This window comes from Lysobacter capsici, from assembly GCF_014779555.2.
Classification (GTDB): domain Bacteria; phylum Pseudomonadota; class Gammaproteobacteria; order Xanthomonadales; family Xanthomonadaceae; genus Lysobacter; species Lysobacter capsici.
Genome location: NZ_CP094357.1, coordinates 3,121,393 through 3,143,188, shown reverse-complemented (window position 1 = coordinate 3,143,188; position 21,796 = coordinate 3,121,393). Strand labels below are relative to the sequence as shown.

The window sequence follows — 21,796 nt, the reverse complement described above, 5'->3', positions numbered from 1 at the left end:
TTTTGCGCGTTGCATCGCGTTTTTTCGATGAATCGCGCGCATGGCTACCTATCGGTCATCGCATTGCGACGATGCGATGCACCACCTGTTCGCTTTGCGATCGGCGTCGCCTATGCGCGTGACGCCTTCTTGTTATAAGCGTTGCAAGTAGATGAAGGCCGCGCAGCGATCCATCGGCATCCGTCGTCGCGCGCGCCATTCCGACTCGAACGCTGGATGCGCAAGGACAGGGTCTTGAGATGAAAGATCTGATCGAGCAAGTCGACGCCAATCTGCAGGCTCACGAAGAATTCGGAAATTCACGACAGATCATCGCGCTCAATATCGAGCGCTATAAATTCGCCCTGGCCGTGCTCGCGCAGAACGACGCGAAGCTGCAGGCCTTGCTGCCGGCGGTGGAGCGGCTGGACGAGGCGCTCGCCAACAAGATCCTCGGCGATCTGTTGGTCCGGGCCGAACTCGAAGCGGCCATCGAACGCCTGGAAACCGATGCGTCGGCTGCTCAGGACACGCAACGGCTGGTCTGGTGCCTGGAGCGCAGCCTGGCCATCGCCGGCGAGAGCAAAAGCATGTCCGCTGCTGCGATGGAGCGCGATTTTCAGGTGGGACCTCAGATCGACGGCCGGCGGATCTGGGTCTGGGATCTTCCCGATGGATCCGAACCGGTGGCCGATGCGCTGCGCGAAGCGCTGCGACTGGGGTTCATGCCCGGCGGCCACTGCGAGGCGCAGATTATCCGGCCAACGCCGGAGATGGTGGCGCAACTCGATCGCGCCTGCACCTTGCTGCAGGCGCTGGTGCCGCAGGTCGCGCACAGCGTGTTTTCGCATCTGCACTCGGTCGCGATCGCGCACATGCGCAACGAGCGCGGGCCGATGCTCACCGCGTCCGGCGGTGATTCCACGCCGTGCATGATCTTCATCGCGCCGGAGGAACTGGCCAATCCCTGGGACACGGCCGTTCACATCATGCACGAAGCCGTGCATCTGAAGTTGTCGGACATGGTGCGCACCAGCGCGGCGGTCGTCGACGAAGCCATGGTGACCTTGCCGTGGGGCCGGGAAATCTCGGTGTCGAATTGCCTGTTCGCGTTTCACGCCTATGTGCATCTGCAGGTGTTCCGCACCGCGGTCGAACAACTGGGGCCGCAGCACTACGCGGTCTACGGCGCGCCGGAGTCGTATCTGGCTAACACGCGTCCGCATGCGATGTCGGTGGTCAATACCGCCGCGACCACGCCGTTCTCGCGCGGTCATCAGCGCATGATCTATCTGGGCGAGCAGTTCAGAACGACCTGGGCTTCGTACCTGACCCCGGCCGCGCGCCGCATGGTCGATTGGCTGTGCGAAGCGATCAGTCCGATGGTCGACATGCGCATTGAACGTCTCGACAACGCGCAGGCGACGGCAGACGAGGCGCAGACCGCGACCGCGCCGGCACCGACCACGCGTTACGCGAAGAATCCCAAGCTGCACCTGCGCCCGCTGAAAGAGCACGGCATCCTGTTCGCATCCGCGATCGAACAGCCGCAGATCCGCAAGCTCAACACCGCCGCGTGGCTGATGTTCGAGTTGTGCGACGGTCGCAACGAGCGCGACCTGGCCCAGGCCTATGCGCAGATCACCGGCGTCGCCGAGGACCGCGCCTGGCAGAAGGTCGAGCCGATGCTCGGGCATCTTGTCGCCAGCGGCATGATCGTACCGATCGACGACGCGGCGGCCGCCCGCGAAGGCAGGGCGGCATGAGCACGACCGCGAAGGTCGTCGCCACCGCCGACCGCATCCTGTCCGAGCATCCGAACTTCGGCGATTCGAACCGGATTCTGGCCAAGGTGTATGCGCGCTATCGGTTCGGAGCGGAATTGTTCGCCGATCGTTTGCCCGGGGTCGCCGCGGCGCTGGAGCGTCTGGACACGATGCCCGATGCCGACGTGCGGCGCATCTTCTTCGATCCGCTGGTTCGTCTGGCGACAGAAGATGCATTCACAGAACTGGAAACCGGGCAGCTGGCATCGCCGCACCGGCTCGAAGACCTGTTGCCGAAGGCGATCGCCGCATTGCCGTCGGGCCTGTGCCAGTCGCATATGCTGGCGCGCTGGGACCTGAGTTCGGACGAGCGCCACTGGATGTGGGCGATCGCCGGCAGCTCCGATCCGTATGCGGCGCAATTGCAGACCGCGTTCGACGGCATTTTCTCGGCCAGCCCGGCCAACCGCGGCACCTTGCTCAATCCCGATGCCGCCGCGCAAACCAAGGTGCAGGATGCGATCGCGCTGTTGTCGATGCTGTTGCCGAACTCGGGCACCGCGGCGTTGCGCCACGTCGGCGCGATCGCGCTGCTGGATGCGCAGCTCGAGGGCGGCATCGTGCTGTCCGCCGCAGGCGGCGACCTGACCCCGTCGACCGTGTTCATTTCGCTCGAGCAACTCGGCAACCCGTGGGACATCGCCGGCTGCCTGCTGCACGAGGGCCTGCACATGAAGCTGTTCGACGCGGCGCGTTCGGTTTCGCTGGCGAAGGCGCCGGACGAAACCATCCAGGTGCCGTGGCGCAACGTGCGCTGGTCGATCGTGCGGGCGATCTTCGCCTATCACGTGTACGTGCATCTTTCCTTGTTCAAGGCCGCGGCGCTGTGCGCGGACAAGCGCAGCTTCGAACTGTTCGGCGACCCGTCGGCGTACGTGATCCGGCCGCATGCCATGTCGGTGGTCAACAACGACACCGCCGCGCAGTACGGCCGCTCCATCGACCGCGCCCGCTATCTGGGCCACATGCTGCAGACCCAATGGTCGCCGTTGCTGTCGGCCGGCGGGATCGACTTCGTGGATTGGCTCAGGAGCTCGCTCGACCCGGTCGACGAGGCGGTGTTCAGCGAAGCGCCGGAGGCCTTATGCGCGACGAATTGACGGTACGCAAGGCGAGCGGATTGCGTTCGCGCCCGGTGCCGCAGGCCGATTGCCTGATGGTGTTCTCGCCGCAGTCGGGAAAGATCCACTGGCTCGGCCTCAACACCTGGCTGGTGTTCGAGCTGTGCGACGGCCGCACGGTCGAGCAAGTGGAGCGCGGCTATGCCGAACTCGCCGGCGACAAGTTGAACGAAGACGGCGCGCGGCGGCAGGCGCAGCGCGGACTCGAATCGCTGTTGGGCAGCCGGCTGATCGAAGCCGCGCCCGCGTGACGGACGAGTCGTCTTGAAACAGGACAGTTATGGAGCAGGGGAGTCAGCCGACACGGATGTCGCGACCGTAGCAAAGCAAGCAGTACTTCCACCACAGAGGAGATAGTTCATGAACAATGAATCAACTTGCCTGGAGACGCTCAAGAGCCTCCTGAGCAACAAGAAGACTCTGGAAGAATCGGAAGTGACCACCGGCTCCGCCGATGAACGTCGCTGGTGGCCGCCGTACAGCGTTGCGCCGACCCAGGCGGCGAATTCCTAGGTAACGGGGATCTGCCGCGCTCGCAACGGGTGCGGCAGGTTTCTTGGACTGGAAGGATGGGCGAGTTGAGTGCTCCGCCGACCGTGGGCGAGATATGGCGCCCCCTGAACGACCGCGACAAGGCCGTCGTCGTATTGCGATGCTCGGCCGAAACGATCGACTACGCCTGGCTCGACGGCGAGTCCGACAGCGACGGCAGCGCTTCGGCCGCGCAGTGGCATTCGCGGTTTGCGATCGTGCTGGAGCAGTCCGATCACGCCCATGCGACGCCGGTGAGGCGCCGGCATCTGATCGACGATTGCGCGGCATGGTTGCGCGGCAAATCGGTGCTCGAACTCGGCGCGCACACCGGCGGTCTGACCGAATCGATCATCGGCCACGCCGCGTCGGTCACGGCCATCGAAAATAACCCGCGTTGCGTCGCCCATCTGCGCGATCGGTTCGGCGATCGGCTGACGGTCATCGAAGGCGATATGCATCACGAACTGTGGCGGTTCGAGCCGAACCGCTTCGAGGTGGTGGTCTGCGCGGGCGTGCTGTATCACTCCGCGCATCCGTTCGTGTTGCTCGAGGCGATGGCGTATCTGGCGCCGCAACGGATCCTGATCGATACCTTGAACCATGGCGTCGACGAGTTGCGGGTGGTGGTGCCGCACATGATCAACAGCTGCAATTACCGCTACAACCAACGCCCCGACTGCGGCTTCTCGCTGGTGCTCGGCGACCGGCTGATCGAACAGGCGATGGCGACGCTGGGCTATACGCACAAGCTGGCCGTGGACAAGCGCTCGGCGACGATCGCGCCCGAGTTCGACAGCGCGTATTTCCGCGAATGGAAAAACAGCTTCGCCGCGTGGTTCCATCGGCCGGGTTACGCTCCGGCCGATTCACCGGCGCAATGACCGCGCGCCTTCAGGCCCAGGCCTGACGAACCTGCGCGTAGTAGTCGCGGAAGAACGGAACCATCCTCGCGCGATCGCTGGCGACGATCGCCAGCAGCTCCGGCGGCAATACGTATTCGTCCTCGCCCAGTTCGTCGTACAGGCCATTGAGCATCTGCTCGTAGAAGCGCGGGAAGGCCCGATGCCAGCCGACCCGGGGCAGGCGGATGCCGTGTTCCGAGCCCATCGCCAGATAGTGCTTGAGCGCTTCGGCGCGGGCCTGCGCCTGGGTGTACAGGCGGATCGGCTTGCGCTCGGGGCGGAAGCTTTCCTCGAACAGCCCGGCACCGCCGCAGACGCGGTCGGCCATGTGCTGGGCGAGCAACGGCGACAGAAACAAGCCGTCGCGGTAGGTGCCGGTAAGCAGCCACAGGCCGTCGACCGAGGTCGGGCCGATCAGCGGGCAGGTGTCGACCGCGACCGGCCGATTGCCCGCTTGCCAGGTCACCAGCTGCGCCGCGCACAGATCCTGATCGAGCTGATCCAGGGCGCATTCGAGCAGGAAGAACATGTCCGCGGGCGAGGTGCGCAGCATCGGTTGCGCGAACAAGGTATTGGTCGCGCCGATGTAGAGCTGACGGCCGCCGCGCGGCACCGCGTGCAGCCCGCAGGCGAAGGCGCGGTTGGGCGTGCGCAGCACATGCTGCTGCGAGGTCGCCGCCGCGGTTTCCAGCACCAGCGAGGTGCCGCCGCCGGAGAACAGGCGCGGAATGCGCCGCGCCAGATCGGGGTGCGCATCGAGAATCGTCTGCGTCCACACGCCGGCCGCGAGCACCACCTGCGGGGACGACACCACGCTGTCGTCCTGAAGCCGCACGCCCTTGATCTGCCCGCCCTGGATGTCGAGCGCCTTCACCGTGGCGTCGACGAAACTCAGGGTCGCCGAGCGTTCGATCAGCGTGGTCATCGCCTGCAACAGCCGGGCCGCATCGATCGAGCCTTCGCCGGGCAGGAACAAGGCGCGCGAGGGACGGCAATCCTCCGCCGGGTTCAGGCCGGGTATGCGGTTGGGATCGAGTTCTTCGCAGGCCTCGCCGCTTTCGCGCAGGGCCTGCTGGATGGCGGCGTAGTTTTCGTCTTCGATCGTGCCGGACTTGGCGTTGCTGAAAACCACCGTGCCCGGCGTCATCGACACCCGATCGGCCTGCGCCAGTTCGGCGTTGATGCCCTCGAGCCAGGCCGGCCAATGCCGCGCGGCGAGCTTGCCTTTGGCCAGCTTGGCCCGGCCCGAATCGGTGCGCAGCAGTTGCGCGGTGACTTCGCCGTAGCAGCCCATCATCGCGCCGGCCGCCGCCGAGGCCGCGCCGCCGCGCGCGGCAGGGCCGATCACCGCCACCCGCAACCGCGGATCGCGCAATTGCAAGGCGCGCGCGGTCGCCATGCCGAGCACTCCGTTGCCTGCTACTACGACGTCATAGGTCGGCATGATGGCTCCATCGAGCTGGCCGTTATCGGGCTGTCCATAATGCGGGTGCGCATGCACGGATGTGAGCGACCGATTGCGCAGAATGCGGACTGCGTTCGAAGCGCGATGCTTGTGTGCATGGGCGAGGTGGACCACGTCGCCGATGGAGCAGTGGAAGACGCCACGAGGTCGCTGGTGCGAGCGGCGTCAGCGCGAGGCTCTCGCTCGGGAGATGCAGGTTGGCCAGCACTGAACAAGAACGCTCGGATTGAAGTTCCTTTGCGCGGAAGACCGCCGCGGTACCGACGGCCATCGCGGCGCGATGACGTCGTCTGGGTCGCCATGCAACGCCGATCAATCACAAAGGTGCGTCGTACGCAGGTGTCGCGCAATTCGCTTGCCGCCTCGCGCTGGCCATCGCGACCGCATCCCACTGCATGGCCGGCAACCCCGCGATCCTTGACGCCGCGCACGCTCCGCCTCGCCGGTTTCGCGGCCGCGGGCGCGGGCATGCGCCCGTTCAGCTGTCGCGGACTAGCCTGATCGCTCGGCAGTGCCCGCGGCGCCCGAATGGGGTTTGACGTTCTCATGACAAGCCGCGGCGCATGGTGACCGTTGCCCATAACCCAATCGGTGAGTCCATGAACACCCATTTCAAATCCGTGATCGCCGCCGCGCTGATGTCCTGCGTCATGGTGACCGGCGCCGCGACCGCGCAGAGCAAGTCTTCCAAGTCGAAGACGCCGCGTTGCTACGACGTGCAAGTGCAGCGTCCCAAGCAGATCAAGGACCAGCACAAGATAGCCGGCACCGCGATCGGCGCGGTCGCGGGTGGTCTGCTGGGCAATCAGGTCGGCGGCGGCAATGGCAAGAAGCTGGCCACCGCGGCCGGCGCGGTCGGCGGTGCGTTCGCCGGACGCAAGATCCAGGAAAACCAGCAGAACAAGACCGAGACCGTGATCGAGCGTCGTTGCGATTAAAAGCTGGGATTCGGGATTCGAGATTCGAGATTCGGGATTGGCGAAAGCCAGTCCCGATTTCTTTTGGGGCGCAGGATTTGGGATCGGCCACGAACCGCTTTGCCGAATCCCAAATCTCGAATCCCCAATCCCGGCACTTCACATTCGCCTCATCGGCGCGCGAAGCCGTCTCGCTAGAATGTGCGCCATGGCACGACCGACTTCCGCACTCATTCACACCGACGCCCTGCGTCACAACCTCGCCCAGGCCCGCGCGCTCGCACCCCACAGCCGGGTGATGGCGGTGGTCAAGGCCGACGGCTACGGCCACGGGCTCGAACGCGTCGCCCGCGCGCTCGAAGGCGCCGACGCCTTCGGCGTGGCCGCGCTGTCCGACGCCGACCGCCTGCGCGCGGCCGGGCTGTCGCAGCCGATCGTGCTGCTGTCGGGCTTCGACGAAGCCGACGACCTGCCGCAACTGCGCCGGCTCGGGGTCGAAACCGTGGTCCACCACATCAGCCAGGTCGAGATGCTCGAACAGGCCGGCGATGGCGATCCGATCCGCTGCTGGCTCAAGGTCGACACCGGCATGCACCGGCTCGGCTTCGCGCCCGAACAGGTGCATCAGGCGCACGCGCGACTGAGCGCGGCGGCCAGCGTCGCCGACGGCATCGTGCTGATGAACCATTTCGCCAGCTCCGACGAATTCGACCCCGCCTCGCCGGGCAGCCGCCAGACCCGCGAACAACAGCGCGCATTCGCCGCCGCGATCGAAGGCCTGGCCGGCGCGCGCTCGCTGGCCAATTCGGCCGCGGTGCTCGGCTGGCCGGACGCGCATGCCGACTGGATCCGTCCGGGCGGCCTGCTGTACGGGATCAGCGCGGTCGAAGGCCGCAACGGCGAGGACTTCGGCCTGCGTCCGGCGATGACCCTGTCGACCCGCCTGATCGCGGTCAACGCGGTGCGCAAGGGCGAACGCATCGGTTACGCGGCGACCTGGGTATGCCCGGAAGACATGCTGATCGGCGTGGCCGCGATCGGTTACGGCGACGGCTACCCGCGCGCCGCGCCCTCGGGCACGCCGGTGCGCGTGGCCGGGCACGACACCCAGGTCATCGGCCGGGTCTCGATGGACCTGATGACCATCGACCTGCGCGGCATCCCGCAGGCCAAGGTCGGCGATCCGGTGGTGCTGTGGGGGCCGGAGCTGCCGGTCGAACGCATCGCCCAGGTCAGCGGCACGATCGGTTACGAGCTGACCTGTTCGATTACGCGCCGGGTCCGTTTCGTCGAGAGCTGAGCCTGCCGGTTTGGTCCGCCGTCGCCGGACCCGTGTCCGGTCTGCGGCGGGCAGGGCGCACTCGATACCTGCGATGCATGCACGTTCTGTGCATCAGGTCCGTCTTTTGTGCCTCGTGGTGCTCGGATTGGTCTGAAAATCCGATTTCTGGGTAGGGGTGCTCAACCGTCGACCCGTTTGCACCCATGTCGGGCGCGCAATGCGCGCCGGCGGCCGCTCCGCCCGGAGTCAGGCCCATGGTTGCAAGCAGGGGGATCGATGAAGCAGAGCAAGTTGGTATGCGCGCTGGGCCTGGGTCTGGCCGCGATGGTGTCGTCCGCGACGTCGATGGCGCAGGAACAGCCCAATCCGAACCGCGTGTGGGTCAAGTTCAAGCAGAACAACAACACCGCCGCCGGCGCCCTGGGCAAGAGCGCGAGCGCCATTCCGCTCAGCCTGCAGCAGCGGGTGAGCGCGCTGCGCAACAAGCTGGCCGCCTCGAAGGCCGGCGATGCGACGGTGAACTTCCAGTTCGACAAGCTCAATGCCGCGGTGCTGACCCTGCCGTCGGCCGACGCGATCAAGGCCTTGCGCGCCAATCCAGACGTCGAGTCGGTCGAGATCGACTACCCGCGCTACCCGATGGCGCAGAGCGTTCCCTACGGCATCGACCAGGTCCAGGCGCGCGACGCGTGGGACGCCAACCGCGACGGCACGATCGACGCGGGCGCGGCGACCGGCGCCGGCATCAAGGTCTGCGTGATCGACTCGGGCATTAATTCCACCCACGAGGATTTCGCCGGCGTCGCCCTGACCGGCTACCCGACCGGCTGGAACACCGACACCTGCAGCCACGGCACCCATGTCGCCGGCACCATCGCCGCGGCCAACAACGCCACCGGCGTGGTCGGCGTCAGCCCGGGCAAGGTCTCGCTGCACATCATCAAGATCTTCGGCAGCAACGGCTACAACGGCAGCGGCCACGGCCAGTGCTCGTGGACCTACAGCTCGACCCTGGTCGACGCGGCGCAGCGATGCGCCAGCGCCGGCGCCAAGGTCATCAACATGAGCCTGGGCGGCGCCAACAGCTCCACCACCGAACGCAACGCGTTCCAGACCCTGGCCAACAACGGCGTGCTGAGCATCGCCGCGGCCGGCAACGACGGCAACGCGACCCTGAGCTATCCGGCCTCCTACCCGAGCGTGGTGTCGGTGGCCGCGGTCGACCAGAACAACGTCAAGGCCAGCTTCTCGCAGTTCAACGCCGAGGTCGAACTGGCCGGCCCGGGCGTGGACACCTTGAGCACCACGCCGCTGGCCAACGATCCGCTGGTTATCGGCAACAGCCAGTTCGCGGCCAATCCGATCGCCGGTTCCAGGCAGACCACCGCCAGCGCCGGCTGGGTCAACGGCGGCTTGTGCACGGCCTCTTCGTCGACCTGGCGCAACAAGGTCGTGCTGTGCCAGCGCGGCACCAACACCTTCAACGACAAGGTCACCCGGGTCAAAACCGGCGGCGGCCTGGCCATGGTCGTCTACAACAACGTCGACGGCCCCTTGTCGGCCGCGTTCTTCAACACCGCCACGCCGCCGCAGCCGGTGACCAGCACCTTGCCGGCGGTCGGCATCAGCAAGGCCGACGGCGAAACCATCATCGCCAGCCTGGCCGGGCAGACCGCCACCGTCGACGCCACCCCGTCGCTCAGCAACGTGGCCTACGAGAACAAGAGCGGCACCTCGATGGCGACCCCGCACGTGGCCGGCGCGGCCGCGGTGGTGTGGAGCAGCAAGCCGACCGCGACCGCGCAGCAGGTGCTCGAGGCGCTGGAAACCTCCGCGCTCGACATCGACGCGGCCGGCCGCGACAACAACACCGGCTGGGGACTGGTGCAAATCCCGGCCGCGATCGCCGAGTTGCAGTCGCAGTAAACCCATAGTCCAAGCTTCGGCCCCTCTCCCTTCGCGGGGAGAGGGGTTCGACGAGCCAGCGGGGCGGGCGAGGGCTGCCGCATCCGTGCACGGCCCGAACACGCGCCCCACGCCACGATCCACGTCCCGACCACGCGCGCCGACGACACGGCATACTGCCGGTCTCTTCCATCACGGTCGTCGCGATGCCCGATACCAACGCCATCGCCTTGGTCTGGTTCCGCAACGACCTGCGCCTGTCCGACAACCCGGCCCTGCGCGCCGCGCTGGACGCGGGCTATATCCCGGTCCCGATCTACATCCATGCGCCCGACGAGCACGGCAGCTGGCGCCCCGGCGCCGCCTCCGACGCCTGGCGGCATCGCTCGCTCGACGCGCTCGATCGCGACCTGCGCAAACGCGGCTCGCACCTGCGCCGTTTCTTCGGTCCCAGCCTGGCCACGCTGCAATCGCTGGTGCTGGCGACCGATGCCAAGGCGGTGTTCTGGAATCGCCGCTACGAGCCCTACATCGAAAAACGCGACACCAGGATCAAGCAGGCGCTGCGGCGCATGGACCTGGAGGTCGAAAGCTTCAACAGCGCGTTGATGTTCGAACCGTGGACCTTGCGCACCAAGCAGGGCGGACCGTTCAAGGTGTTCACCCCGTTCTGGCGCAGCGCATTGGCGAACTGGAAGGACGAACCCTTGTGGGAACCGCCGGCCTCGCTGCCGAGCACCCGCGAAGGGCCCGAGGGCGTGCCGCTGACGGCGCTGCGCCTGTCGCCGCGGCGCGATTGGGCCGACGGTTTCTGGGACCACTGGACGCCTGGCGAAGCCGGCGCGCATGCCGCGCTCGAGGTCTTCGTCGACGGCGCCTTGCGCGGCTATGGCGAACAACGCGACCGGCCCGATCGGGTCGGCACCTCGCGTTTGTCGCCGCATCTGCATTTCGGCGAAATCGCGCCGTGGCGAGCGGCCGCGGTGCTGCGCCAGCACCGCACCGCGGCCAATGCCGGCGACGTCGACTCGGCGGTGCGCGAACTGGGCTGGCGCGAATTCGCCCATCACCTGCTGCACCATTTTCCGGACACGCCGGAACAGAACTTCAACCCGCGCTTCATCGATTTCGATTGGGCGAAGGTGTCCGAGCCGAAGCTCGAGGCCTGGCAACAAGGCCGCACCGGTGTGCCGATCGTCGACGCCGGCCTGCGCGAGCTGTGGGCCACCGGCTGGATGCACAACCGCGTGCGCATGATCGTCGCCAGCTACCTGACCAAGCACCTGCGTTATCACTGGCGTCATGGCGCGCGCTGGTTCTGGGACACCCTGGTCGACGCCGACCTCGCCAGCAACACCCTGGGCTGGCAATGGGTGGCCGGCACCGGCGCCGACGCCGCGCCGTACTTCCGTGTGTTCAACCCGGTGACCCAGGCCGAGAAATTCGATCCCGACGGCGAGTACATCGCGCGCTGGGTGCCGGAACTGACGCCATTGCCCGCGCCGCTGCGGCACGCCCCGTGGCGCGAACCGCGCACCTTGCAGCGCGTGGCCCCCGACTATCCGCCGCAACCGCTGGTCGATCTGGCGGCGGGGCGCGATGCGGCGCTGGCGGCGTATCGGAAGATGCGCGATTGAAGCCGGGAATCGGGAATGGGGAATAGGGAATCGGACGCTGGCTCTTGCTGTTCCGATTCCCCATTCCCGATTCCCCATTCCCGGCTCTCCCGCGTTGACGTCGCTAACAAGCGCGTGATTCACTCGCTGGACTCGCTTGGGAGGGCTCATGGCCACTGCAGAAAACGCCGGTTCGGAAGCACCATCGCGCAAGCGCGCGCGCCGCGAAGCGATGTCGCGGGTCGATACGGCCTGGCTGCGGATGGAACGTCCGACCAATCCGATGATGATCACCGGCGTGTTGATGTTCGCCGAGCCGATGTCGGTCGATGCGCTCAAGCGCGTGGTCAAGCAACGTTTTCTCGCCTATTCGCGGTTCCGGCAGAAGGCGGTCGACACCGCGGCCGGCGCGTACTGGCAGACCGACGAGGATTTCGAACTGGACTGGCACGTCCAGCACACGGCGTTGCCGGGGCGCGGCGGCAAGCGCGCGCTGGAGCGTTTCGTCAGCCAGCTCGCGTCGAGTCCGCTCGATGCGAGCCGGCCGCTGTGGCAGTTCCATCTGGTCGAACGCTACAACGGCGGTTCGGCACTGGTCGCGCGCATCCACCACAGCTATGCCGACGGCATCGCCCTGGTGCAGGTGCTGCTGTCGCTGACCGACACCACCGCGCAACCGGCCAAGGGCAGCGATCTGGCCCATGCCTGGCTCAAGCAGGACGGCGCCGATGTGGCGCGGCGCGTGGGCGCGGTCGATCGCTACATGAAGCTCGGCAGCCGCGCGATCGAAAAGGGCATGGAGATGTACCGCGACCCGACCCTGGCCGCGATGCTGGCCAAGGAGGGCGGCGAGATCGCGCGCGAGTTGTTGCATGCGTTGTCGCTGTCGGACGACCCGCCGTCGATGCTGCGCGGCAAGCTCGGGGTCAGCAAGCGCGTGGCCTGGGCCGAGCCGCTGAACCTGGAAGAGGTCAAGGCGGTCGGACGCGCCTGCGATTGCACCGTCAACGACGTGCTGATGGCGACCGCGGCCGGCGCGCTGCGCAGCTACATGATCGAGCGCGGCGATCAGGTCGACGGGCTGACCCTGCGCGCGACCGTGCCGGTCAACCTGCGTCCGCTCGAACACGCGCGTAAGCTCGGCAACCATTTCGGCCTGGTGTTCCTGGACCTGCCGGTCGGCGAGAGCAATCCGATCCGCCGGGTCGAGCGCGTCGCCGAGTGCATGAATAATCTCAAGAATTCACGCCAAGCCATTGTTGCATTTGGACTTTTAGCCGCGCTCGGCATGGCGCCGGCCCAGGTCCAGGGGCTGGCGCTGGAGCTGTTCAGCCGCAAGGCGACGGCGGTGGCGACCAACGTGCCCGGTCCGCAGCAGCCGCTGTACATGGCCGGCTGCCGCCTGGACGAGATGATGTTCTGGGTGCCGCAGACCGGCTCGATCGGCGTGGGCATCTCGATCCTGAGCTACAACGGCCGGGTCCACTTCGGCCTGATCGCCGACGGCAAGCTGATCCCGGATCCGGACGAAGTCATCAGCCGTTTCGGCGCCGAGTTCGACAAACTGCTGTACCTGTCGCTGATGGGCAACTGGGACGTGACCCTGGATGCCGACGCCGCGGATGCGTTGATCGCCTGAGGCTTGAAGGCAGCGTTCGCAGTCACCGGCGACGCCCGTCTGTCGCCGGTCGACCTTGGCGGATGCACCGTGCTCGCGCCGTGTCGGTGCGCGGGCAGGGCGTACAGGACGTGGCGGCACACGACGTGGTCGATCCAGGCCGCCGCCAGCGCCCGCACAACCCGCGCGCCCTTCGACACGCCTGAAAACGGTTTACGCCTGCCGTCGCCTGAACAGGCGACCGGCCTCGTCACTCGTCCCCCACGGCGACGTGATTAGCTTGGGTGCGCTCCGCCACACAGACGAGGATTCCCGATGAAGACCCAACTCAAGCTCGCGCTTGCGGCCGCCACCATGACCGCGCTGCTCGCCGGCTGCGCCACCGGCGGTGGCGGCTACTACGGCGGCCAGCAACAGCCTTACCCCAATAATCAGTACCCGCAGGGCCAGAACCCGCCGCAGCAGCAGGGCGGCATGAACCGCACCCAGAAGGGCGCCCTGATCGGCGCGCTGGCCGGTGTCGCGGCCGGCCTGCTCAGCGGCGACGATGCGACCGAACGCCGCCAGCGCGCCCTGATCGGCGCCGGCGTCGGCGGCCTCGCCGGCGGCGCGATCGGCAACTACCAGGACCGTCAGGAACGCGCCTTGCGTGACCGCATGGCCGGCACTGGCGTCGACGTGGTCCGTCAGGGCGACAACATCACCCTGAACATGCCCAGCAACATCACCTTCGCCTTTAACAGCGCCAACCTCGACCCGCAGTTCTACGGCGTGCTCGACAACGTCGCCAGCACCCTGACCGAGTACAACCAGACCATCGTCGAAGTCGCCGGCCACACCGACAGCATCGGCACCGACGCGGTCAATCAGCGCCTGTCCGAGCAGCGCGCCGCGAGCGTCGGCAATTACCTGATGTCCAAGGGCCTGGTGCGCGACCGCTTCATCCTGACCGGCGCCGGCAAGACCCGTCCGATCGCGAGCAACGACACCGACGCCGGCCGCGCGCAGAACCGCCGCGTCGAGATCACCCTGGTCCCGGTTCGTTCGTGACCTGATCGCGGCATGAGCTTCGGCCACGGCGGACGCAACGTCCGTCGCGGCCAGACCCCATCGTCGAAGCACAATGACGGGCCGCGCATGCGGCCCGTTTTTTTGCATGGCACCGCCGCGCCACGCGCCGGCGGCAACCGGAGCGGTCGGCCCAACGGATCCTGGCCATCGCGACCAGCGGCTGACCTTATCGGTCGACCCCTCATCGCCGCCAACCCGAACTTCACCGCATTCAGCATGCGACCGCAGCGCGGCCGCATAAGCATGCGTCGCATCGAGCGCGGGCGACGAGCCCGCAGCGGCCGCCGTATCGAGCTTCGGCCACCGATGTCCGCCCGCGAACGGAATCCACGATTAGCCCTGTTGATCCGCCATCGCCCGGCCGCTCCAGGACTCCGTCATATCCGCCCATTCATCGCCGCCGCCCACGCCTATGCCTGCGGCTTATACGCAATGTGCCGCAAATGCCCGCTGATGGTGTCCTGATTGATGCGCAAGCCGCGATGAGTGAGGTAAGTCCGCCACCTTCGATCGAGGCGGGCAGGCGATAAGGCAAGCCACCGCAGTCGCAGCGCGCCATACCCAGCCCGCTATCGCAACGGTCGTCAAGGCCGGGCATGCGCGGCGCGCAGGCGGAGCGGGGGGACGCGTCGGACGCAGCACCGTGTCAACAGCGCCAACCGGATCAACGACGGTCGCCGCGGAGTCGGCGCTTCGAATCCCCTGATCGGGATGTCGAATCGAAAACCGGGCGATCCGGCGGGTGGTCATCCTTCAAGACAATTCACTGTGAGCCTTGCATGAGTCTGCGCATCGCCCTATCCGACGATCATCCCGTGGTTCGCGCCGGCGTGCGCGCGCTGCTCGAAACCGCTTCGGGTCTCAACGAAGACTGGAAGGTGGTGGCCGAGGCGGCCAACGCCGACGAACTGCTGAACCTGCTGGCCGAAACCCAGCTGGATCTGTTGATCACCGATTTCTCGATGCCCGGCAGCCGCGCCGGCGACGGGCTCACCCTGATCGGCATGATCCGCCGCCGCTATCCCGATCTGCCGGTGATCGTGCTGACCATGATCAGCAACGTGCCGGTGCTGCGCGCGATCGCCGACGCCGGCGTGCGCGGCCTGCTCGACAAGGCCGCCGCGGCGACCGAATTGCCGAACGTGGTGCGCTCGGTGATGCAGGGCCGCGAGTACTACGGCGAAGCGCTGCGCGGCGTGCTGGAGGGCAGCGGCGGCGAACGCGAGGAACACTTGGCGCTGTCGCCGCGCGAAACCGAGGTGCTGCGCTTGTTCGTGGCCGGCAATTCGGTCTCGGAAATCGCCGCCAAACTGCATCGTAGCAAGCAGACCATCAGCCGGCAGAAGACCGACGCGATGGACAAGCTCGGCTTGAAGAACGATCTGGAGATCTACGACTACGCCCGCTCGATGGGCCTGGTGTCCTGAGTCGCTAGAGATGCCGCGCGGGCCCGACATCGAAGCGGCTTCGGCCGCGACGCCGCAAACCGCGACAACGACGGCCCCGCCGTCGGCGCGGTGGCGGCGCTGGGCCTGCGCGGTGGTGTGCACGCTGTGCCTGGGGCTGTCGCCGCTGGAAGCGCAGCATGCACCGCAGGCGTCGTCGCAGCCGGGCGCCGACAACACGGTCGGTGTCGCGGTCGCGGCGGATGCGCCCGCGCCGAACGCGCAAGCCGCGACCAACGCGGCGGTGCCCGCCAGCGCGCAACGGGCCGCGGACGCGCCCCGCGCGCCGACCTTGCCGAGCGTCGTGCGTCTGGCCGTGCCGACCTACGGCGCGATGCCGCATGCGGACTACAACCAGGGCAAGCCGCAGGGCATGAGCGTGGCGCTGATCCGCGAGATCCTGGGCGCCAAGGGCATCCGGTTGAAGTACGTGCCGCTGGCCAATGTCGACGAAATCGCCAGGGCGATGTGCGAGGGCCGGGTCGACCTGGCCATGAGCGTGACCCTGACCACCGCGCGCACCCGCTGCATCGCCTACACCGATCCCTACCTGCAATTGGGCGTGTACGCGGTGCGTCACAGCGCCGATACCCGGGTGATCAACAGCGAAACCCTCAAGCGCATGCGCATTCCGGTGCTCAAGGGCTCGCAGATCAAGGTGCAGGCGCCGGACTGGTTTCCGAAGGCGCACCTGATCGAAGTCGCCAACGTCGGCGAAGCCCTGCGCCTGGTCGACGAGGGCCGCGCCGATCTGTACTTCGATACGCCGCCGATCATCCGCTGGCACCTCGAGCACGAGCGCTACCCGCATCTGAACGTGCTGGCCACCGATCAGTTGCCGGCGGCGATACGCGAGCCGGTGATCTCGCTGCTGTTCACCGCGCCGCACGCGCAACTGCCGCTGTTGCGCCAGATCGATGCCGAACTCAAGCGCGACCCCGAACGCATACAGCGCCTGCGCACGCAGTGGCTGGGCGAGGACGCACTCGATGAGAGCAGCGTCGCGGGCATGACCAACGCGCAGCGCGAATGGCTGGGCAAGCAACCCAAGCTGCGCGTCGCGATCGCCGACAATTCCGCGCCGCTGAGCACCATCGACGGCGACGGCAAGGCCGAGGGCATCCTGCCGGACTACATCCATATGGTCGAGGAGCACCTCGGGGTGCAGTTCGAACCGGTGTTCGGCAACGGCTACAAGAGCGTGGCCAACGCGATGCTGACCGGCACCGCCGATATCGCCCTGATACCGATCGGCGGCTTGCCCGGCGAGCATTGGGTCTACAGCCAGCCGGTCGATCGCATGCCCACGGTGATCGTGACCCGCCACGACAACCCGGCCGCGATCGGCATGGAAAGCCTCGCCGGCAAGCGGGTCGCGGTGAATCAGCTGCATCGCATCGGCGCGGCGGTGCTCAAGGCCGCGCCGGACGCGCGCGTGGTCGGCGTGACCACCCACGCCGAGGGCCTGCGCCTGGTCGCGGCCGGCAAGGTCGACGCGCATGTGGGCAATCTGGCGGTGATCGATCAGGTCATCAACACCCAGTTCGACCCGCGTTCGTTCCAGGTCGCGCCGGCGGGCATGGAGGAGGACATCGCCTTCGTCGTCGACGAACGCCTGGCGCCGCTGATTCCGATCATCGACCGGCAACTGTCGAGCCTGTCGGAAGCCGAGCGCCAGCGCATCCACACGCACTGGATCAGCGCCGATTACAACTACGGTCTGGCCTGGTCCAACGTGATCTTGATCGTGGCCGGTTCGCTGCTGGCGATCGCCGCGATCAGCGCGTTCTACCTGCGCCTGCGCCAGGAATCGCGCCGTCGCGAATTGGCCGACCGCAAGCTGCGCGAAGTCGCCGGGAATCTGCCCGGCGTGGTGTTCAAGGCCCAGCGCAGCGCCAGCGGGCATATCCGTTTTCCCTATCTGACCGGCCGACCGGAACTGCTGTTCGGGGTCGACGCCGAGCGCCTCGTCGCCGAGGAGCGGCTGATCTATTCGCGCATCCATCCCGCCGATCGGCGCGGCCTGAGCCAGGCGATCGCGGACGCCGCGCTGACCCGCGGCGAGATCAGCGCCGATTTTCGCGTGTTGACCGACGACGGTTCGATCCGCTGGGTGCGGGTCAGCGCGCTGCCGCAGCGTCCGCAACCCGACGACGAGGACGGCCAGGCCAGTTACGCCGGCTATTTCGTCGACATCACCGACGCCCACGCCCAGGCCGAGGCGCTGGCCGCGGCCAAGGAACAGGCCGAGGCGGCGACGCGGGCGAAATCCAATTTCCTGGCGACCATGAGCCATGAGATCCGCACGCCGATGGGCGGCATGATCGGCATGCTCGAACTGATGGGCCAGTCCGACTTGAACGAGGACCAGAAGGTCCTGCTCGGGCATATGCAGGACTCGGCGCGCTCGTTGCAGGAGATCCTCGACGACATTCTCGATGTGTCCAAGATCGAGGCCGGTCATCTGCGCCTGGAACACGCGCCGCTGCAGCCGCGCGTGCTCGCCGACACGGTCGCCATGCACACCGCGTCGGCCTGCCGCAAGAAAGGCCTGCGCCTGGACGTGCACATCGACGCCGCGGTCGCGCGCTGCTATCTCGGCGACGCGATGCGGCTGCGGCAGGTGTTGCTGAACCTGCTCGGCAACGCGGTCAAGTTCACCGAGCACGGCGGCGTGTGGCTGACGATGGGCCTGGACGACGCCGTAGCGTCCGCGGGCGAGGGCGGTCCGGCGCCGTCCGCGCGGCTGCGCATCGAGATCGGCGACACCGGCATCGGCATGAGCGCCGAACAGGTCGCGCGCGTGTTCGAGCCGTTCCATCAGGCCGACGATTCGACCTCGCGCCGTTTCGGCGGTACCGGCCTGGGCCTGTCGATCTGCCGCAGCCTGGTCGAGTTGATGGGCGGGTCGATCCATATCGACAGCCGCGAAGGCGAGGGCACGCGGGTGATCGCCAGCTTGCCGCTGTGCCGGGCCGAGCTGTCCGTCGCCGATCCGCCGCCGCTGCGGGTCGCGGTCGCCGTGCGCGATCCGCGCCGCGCCGATGCGCTGCGGCAGCAACTGGCGGCGCTGGGCCACCAGGTCGAACCCGGTGACGCGGTCGAGCTGTTGTTCGTCGACGGCGAGATCGCCGATACGGTGCGAGTGGTGCGCCAGCCGGATTCGGCGGCCGCGGCGGACTGCGTCATCGACGCCAATCCGCTGTTGCATCTGCACGTCGTGCGCGCCTGCGCCTGGTGTCGCGATCCGGCCGGCGAAGGCCATGGCGAGCGCCTGCCGTCCGCCGCGATCGAAGCGACGCGCGCCGCGCGCATCCTGGTGGTCGAGGACAACGCGGTCAATCGCGAACTGATCCGCCGCCAGCTCGCGCAGCTGGGCTATGGCTGCGATCTGTGCGAGGACGGCAACGCGGCCCTGGCCGCGCTAGCCAGGCAACGCTACGACCTGCTGTTGACCGATTGCCAGATGCCGCTGGTCGACGGCTACGCCCTGACCCGCGAGATTCGCGCTCGCGAGCACAACGCTAGCGAACGCGACGCCGGCGCGCGTCGCGGCGGCGGATCGCGCCTGCCGATCATCGCCATCACCGCCAGCGCCTTGCCCGAGCAAGTCGATCAATGCATCGCCGCGGGCATGGACGCGTATCTGATCAAGCCCGTGCATCTGTCGCAGTTGCGCGAAACCCTGCAGCGCTGGCTGCCGGCCGAGGCGGGCGACGGGCCGGGCGAGACCGCGTCCGCGGACGCCGCGCCGGCGCTCGTGGTCGCGCCGGGCCTGCAGCCAGTGGTGCCGGTGCTGTTGCGCGAACTGCCGCGCGATCTCGCCCGCATCGATCAGGCCATCGCCAGCGGCAGCGGCCAGGCCGCGGCCGCCGCGGTGCATCGCGCGGTCGGCAGCATCGCCTTGTTCGATGTCGGATTGGCCCGGATCGGCCAGCAACTGGAAGCGCAACTGCGTAGCGAGGCGGTGGCCGATCTCGATCATGCGGTGGCCGCTTTCACCCGCGGCGTGCGCGGCTTGCAGGGACGGCTGGCGGCGACGCTTTGAACCCCGGCGGCGCGATGCTTCGCGCCCGATCCAAACCGCGGGCCGGTCGCTTCAGCGCTCGCCGCGTTCGAACGAAAACAGCCGCGCCAGCGGATGCTGGCGGCGCTCGATCCGCGCGCGCACCAGGCCCGCGCCGATCATGCTGTAGGTGATGCCGTTGCCGCCATAGGCCATCGCGAACTGCACGCGCGGGCCGTGTTGCTCATGCGGGCCGAACCAGGGCAAGCCGTCGGCGGTCTCGGCGAAGGTGCCGGCCCAGGCGAAGGCGGGTTTCAATTGCAGGCGTGCGAAACGCTGGCCGACTTTCTTGACCAACTCCCGCGCCTTCGACTCGACCCGGCGATCGCGCCGCGCCGGCAGATCGATCGCATCGTCGCAGCCGCCGACCACCAAGCGGCCGTCGCCGGTGCTGCGCATATACAGATACGGTCGCGCCGATTCCCACACCATGGTGGTGTCGAGCGCCTGCAGTTCGTCCTTATGCAGCGGATCGGTGACGAAGGCGTAGCTGCTGCGATTGCGCGCCAGCCGTTGGTCGATCCACTTCTGCGCGGCGTAACCGGCGCAGATCACCGCATGCTCGGCGCGCACGCGCAGGCCATCGTCGGTACGCAGTTCGACCGAGCGTTGAGTCGTGCGCATCGTCGCCACCTTGGTGCGGTCGAACACCTGGGCGCCATTGCGTTGCAGCCGCGCGAGCAGGCGCTGGGCCATGCGATACGGATCGACCGAGGCCGCGCATTCGCTGAGGATGCCGCCGGGCGCCCGCAGGCCGTAGTCGGATTCGAGCGCATCGGCTTCCAGCCAGCGCAGCCTCAGGCCGTGCCGGCTGCGCAGCGCGGCTTCCTCGCGCAGCACCGGGATGTGGCCGGGCTTGCTGGCGTAGTACAGGCTCGCGCTGCGGCGGAAGTCGACATCGCGCAGACCGCGCGCGACTTCGCCCAGATCGTCGATCGCCTGCGCGCAGGCGCGATAGGCCAGGGCGCCGTCGGCCTCGCCGTATTGCTTGCACAGGTCGATCAGATGGGTGTCGATTTCGTACTGCAACAACGCGGTGCTGGCGGCGGTGCTGCCCCAGCCGATATCGCGTTGTTCGATCACCGCCACGTCGTGGCCGTGCGCGGCCAGTTCGTCGGCGATCAAGGCGCCGCTGATGCCGCCGCCGATCACCACGATCTCGCAGCGCAGATCGCGCTCCAGGCGCGGGAACGCGTGCATCAGGCCATTGTGGATCGCCCAGAAGGGATAGCCGCTTTTCAGGTCCACGGAGTCAAATGCAATGAGATAGGGGGCGAGTAGGTCATGCCCCTAGCAAACCCGGCGCGGCGTAACGGCAGGGTGATTGCGCGTCGCCGATCGCGCTTCCGATCGACGCGATACGACTACGGTGAAGCGTTCAGTGACGCACTTCGCTCATCGGCTGCACCACGTGCAGGCCGGGCGAGGGATCGATCGCGAGTTCCTTTTCGAGTTCGAGCTGGAACTGTTCGAAGCTGATGCCGCGTTCGGCGACCTCGGTGTTCGCCGCGGCGCGCAGCGCGCTCGAGCAGCCCAGGCGGACCTCCAGACCGTCGCGACGGTGCAGGTCGGCCGCGCGTTCGAGCAGGGCCAGCACCCGCGCGGCGCTGTCGGAGCCGCCGACGATGCGGCCGCCCAGGCCGAGGGTCCATTCGCCTTCGCGGCGCACGATGCCGCCGAGCAGACGCCCCTGGGCGTCGCGCAGTTCGGCATGCGGTTCGATGCTGGGGCCCGGCAACGGCGCGTTGCGGGCCTTGGCGATTTTGCGCTTCTTGGCGTCGCGGCGGGCCTTGGAGTTGATCGACATGGTGGCTCCTCGGTGAGGCCGGTTCGTCCTGGCCGAATCATAGCCTGTCGGCCGGTCGGGCTGAACCCGCGCGCGCTTTCGTTCAGCCAAAGCGCCCGTAAATTCAGGCAGATACGACACACCGCCGCGTCCGGACCCGAGCCCGGACGCGGCAGAGACAGCGCTCACGCAAGCAACAACCTGCCCGCGTTCACGCTTTGCGCGAGAGCCCGCGCCGCGTCGATCCGCAACGGCCGAGCCAT

At 67.6% G+C, this 21,796-nt stretch carries 16 protein-coding genes; 13 read left to right on the top strand and 3 right to left on the bottom strand.

The window, feature by feature from the left end; translation table 11 throughout:
• Nucleotides 1-239: 239 nt before the first annotated feature.
• The 5 genes from IEQ11_RS12670 (at nt 240) to IEQ11_RS12650 (ending at nt 4,341) form a co-directional block, all read left to right on the top strand.
• Nucleotides 240-1,745, top strand: coding sequence for a PqqD family protein (locus tag IEQ11_RS12670; protein ID WP_191820660.1), 1,506 nt, complete (start codon nt 240-242; stop codon nt 1,743-1,745).
• The gene (locus tag IEQ11_RS12665; RefSeq protein WP_046656663.1) at nt 1,742-2,905 is read left to right on the top strand and encodes an aKG-HExxH-type peptide beta-hydroxylase; all 1,164 of its coding nucleotides are present in this window, start codon (nt 1,742-1,744) and stop codon (nt 2,903-2,905) included. Before IEQ11_RS12670 ends, IEQ11_RS12665 begins: the two co-directional genes overlap by 4 nt.
• A complete protein-coding gene (locus tag IEQ11_RS12660; RefSeq protein WP_200899834.1) occupies nt 2,890-3,177 on the top strand; it encodes a hypothetical protein in 288 nt (95 codons plus the stop codon). Before IEQ11_RS12665 ends, IEQ11_RS12660 begins: the two co-directional genes overlap by 16 nt.
• Before the next feature lie 109 nt (nt 3,178-3,286).
• A complete protein-coding gene (locus IEQ11_RS12655; RefSeq protein WP_191820659.1) occupies nt 3,287-3,439 on the top strand; it encodes a hypothetical protein in 153 nt (50 codons plus the stop codon).
• Between the two features lie 65 nt (nt 3,440-3,504).
• On the top strand, nt 3,505-4,341 hold the full coding sequence (locus IEQ11_RS12650; protein WP_191820658.1) for a class I SAM-dependent methyltransferase: 837 nt from the start codon (nt 3,505-3,507) through the stop codon (nt 4,339-4,341).
• Nucleotides 4,342-4,351: 10 nt separating this feature from the next.
• Here the strand turns inward: IEQ11_RS12650 and IEQ11_RS12645 are convergent, their stop codons facing one another.
• Nucleotides 4,352-5,806 carry an NAD(P)/FAD-dependent oxidoreductase gene (locus IEQ11_RS12645; protein WP_191820657.1) on the bottom strand — a complete coding sequence of 485 codons (1,455 nt, stop codon included), beginning with the start codon at nt 5,804-5,806 and terminating at the stop codon, nt 4,352-4,354.
• A 620-nt stretch (nt 5,807-6,426) separates the two neighbouring features.
• On the opposite strand from IEQ11_RS12645, the gene IEQ11_RS12640 reads away from it, so the two are divergent.
• From IEQ11_RS12640 to IEQ11_RS12605, 8 genes are all read left to right on the top strand, one after another.
• Entirely contained in the window at nt 6,427-6,765 is a 339-nt protein-coding gene (locus IEQ11_RS12640; RefSeq protein WP_096414605.1) for a glycine zipper 2TM domain-containing protein, read from the top strand.
• A gap of 187 nt (nt 6,766-6,952) precedes the next feature.
• The gene (gene alr, locus IEQ11_RS12635) at nt 6,953-8,044 is read left to right on the top strand and encodes an alanine racemase (RefSeq protein WP_191820656.1); all 1,092 of its coding nucleotides are present in this window, start codon (nt 6,953-6,955) and stop codon (nt 8,042-8,044) included.
• Between the two features lie 258 nt (nt 8,045-8,302).
• Nucleotides 8,303-9,952, top strand: a complete 1,650-nt coding sequence (locus tag IEQ11_RS12630) for a S8 family serine peptidase (RefSeq protein WP_191820655.1) — start codon at nt 8,303-8,305, stop codon at nt 9,950-9,952.
• Between the two features lie 185 nt (nt 9,953-10,137).
• Nucleotides 10,138-11,568, top strand: coding sequence for a cryptochrome/photolyase family protein (locus tag IEQ11_RS12625; RefSeq protein WP_191820654.1), 1,431 nt, complete (start codon nt 10,138-10,140; stop codon nt 11,566-11,568).
• Nucleotides 11,569-11,716: 148 nt separating this feature from the next.
• Nucleotides 11,717-13,186: a WS/DGAT/MGAT family O-acyltransferase gene (locus tag IEQ11_RS12620; RefSeq protein WP_036103982.1), complete on the top strand. Its 1,470-nt coding sequence runs from the start codon at nt 11,717-11,719 to the stop codon at nt 13,184-13,186.
• Between the two features lie 294 nt (nt 13,187-13,480).
• Nucleotides 13,481-14,215 (top strand): YiaD family glycine zipper/OmpA-like lipoprotein, encoded by a 735-nt coding sequence (locus tag IEQ11_RS12615; RefSeq protein WP_036103981.1) that lies wholly within the window; start codon nt 13,481-13,483, stop codon nt 14,213-14,215.
• Nucleotides 14,216-15,015: 800 nt separating this feature from the next.
• Nucleotides 15,016-15,663, top strand: a complete 648-nt coding sequence (locus IEQ11_RS12610; RefSeq protein ID WP_046656657.1) for a response regulator — start codon at nt 15,016-15,018, stop codon at nt 15,661-15,663.
• Between the two features lie 10 nt (nt 15,664-15,673).
• Entirely contained in the window at nt 15,674-19,729 is a 4,056-nt protein-coding gene (locus IEQ11_RS12605; protein WP_191820653.1) for an ATP-binding protein, read from the top strand.
• 51 nt (nt 19,730-19,780) lie between these two features.
• On the opposite strand, the gene IEQ11_RS12600 is transcribed toward IEQ11_RS12605, so the two are convergent.
• Both IEQ11_RS12600 and IEQ11_RS12595 read right to left on the bottom strand, forming a co-directional pair.
• Nucleotides 19,781-20,995 (bottom strand): NAD(P)/FAD-dependent oxidoreductase, encoded by a 1,215-nt coding sequence (locus IEQ11_RS12600; RefSeq protein ID WP_191820652.1) that lies wholly within the window; start codon nt 20,993-20,995, stop codon nt 19,781-19,783.
• A 130-nt stretch (nt 20,996-21,125) separates the two neighbouring features.
• Entirely contained in the window at nt 21,126-21,554 is a 429-nt protein-coding gene (locus IEQ11_RS12595; protein WP_046656654.1) for a hypothetical protein, read from the bottom strand.
• Between the last annotated feature and the right edge of the window lie 242 nt (nt 21,555-21,796).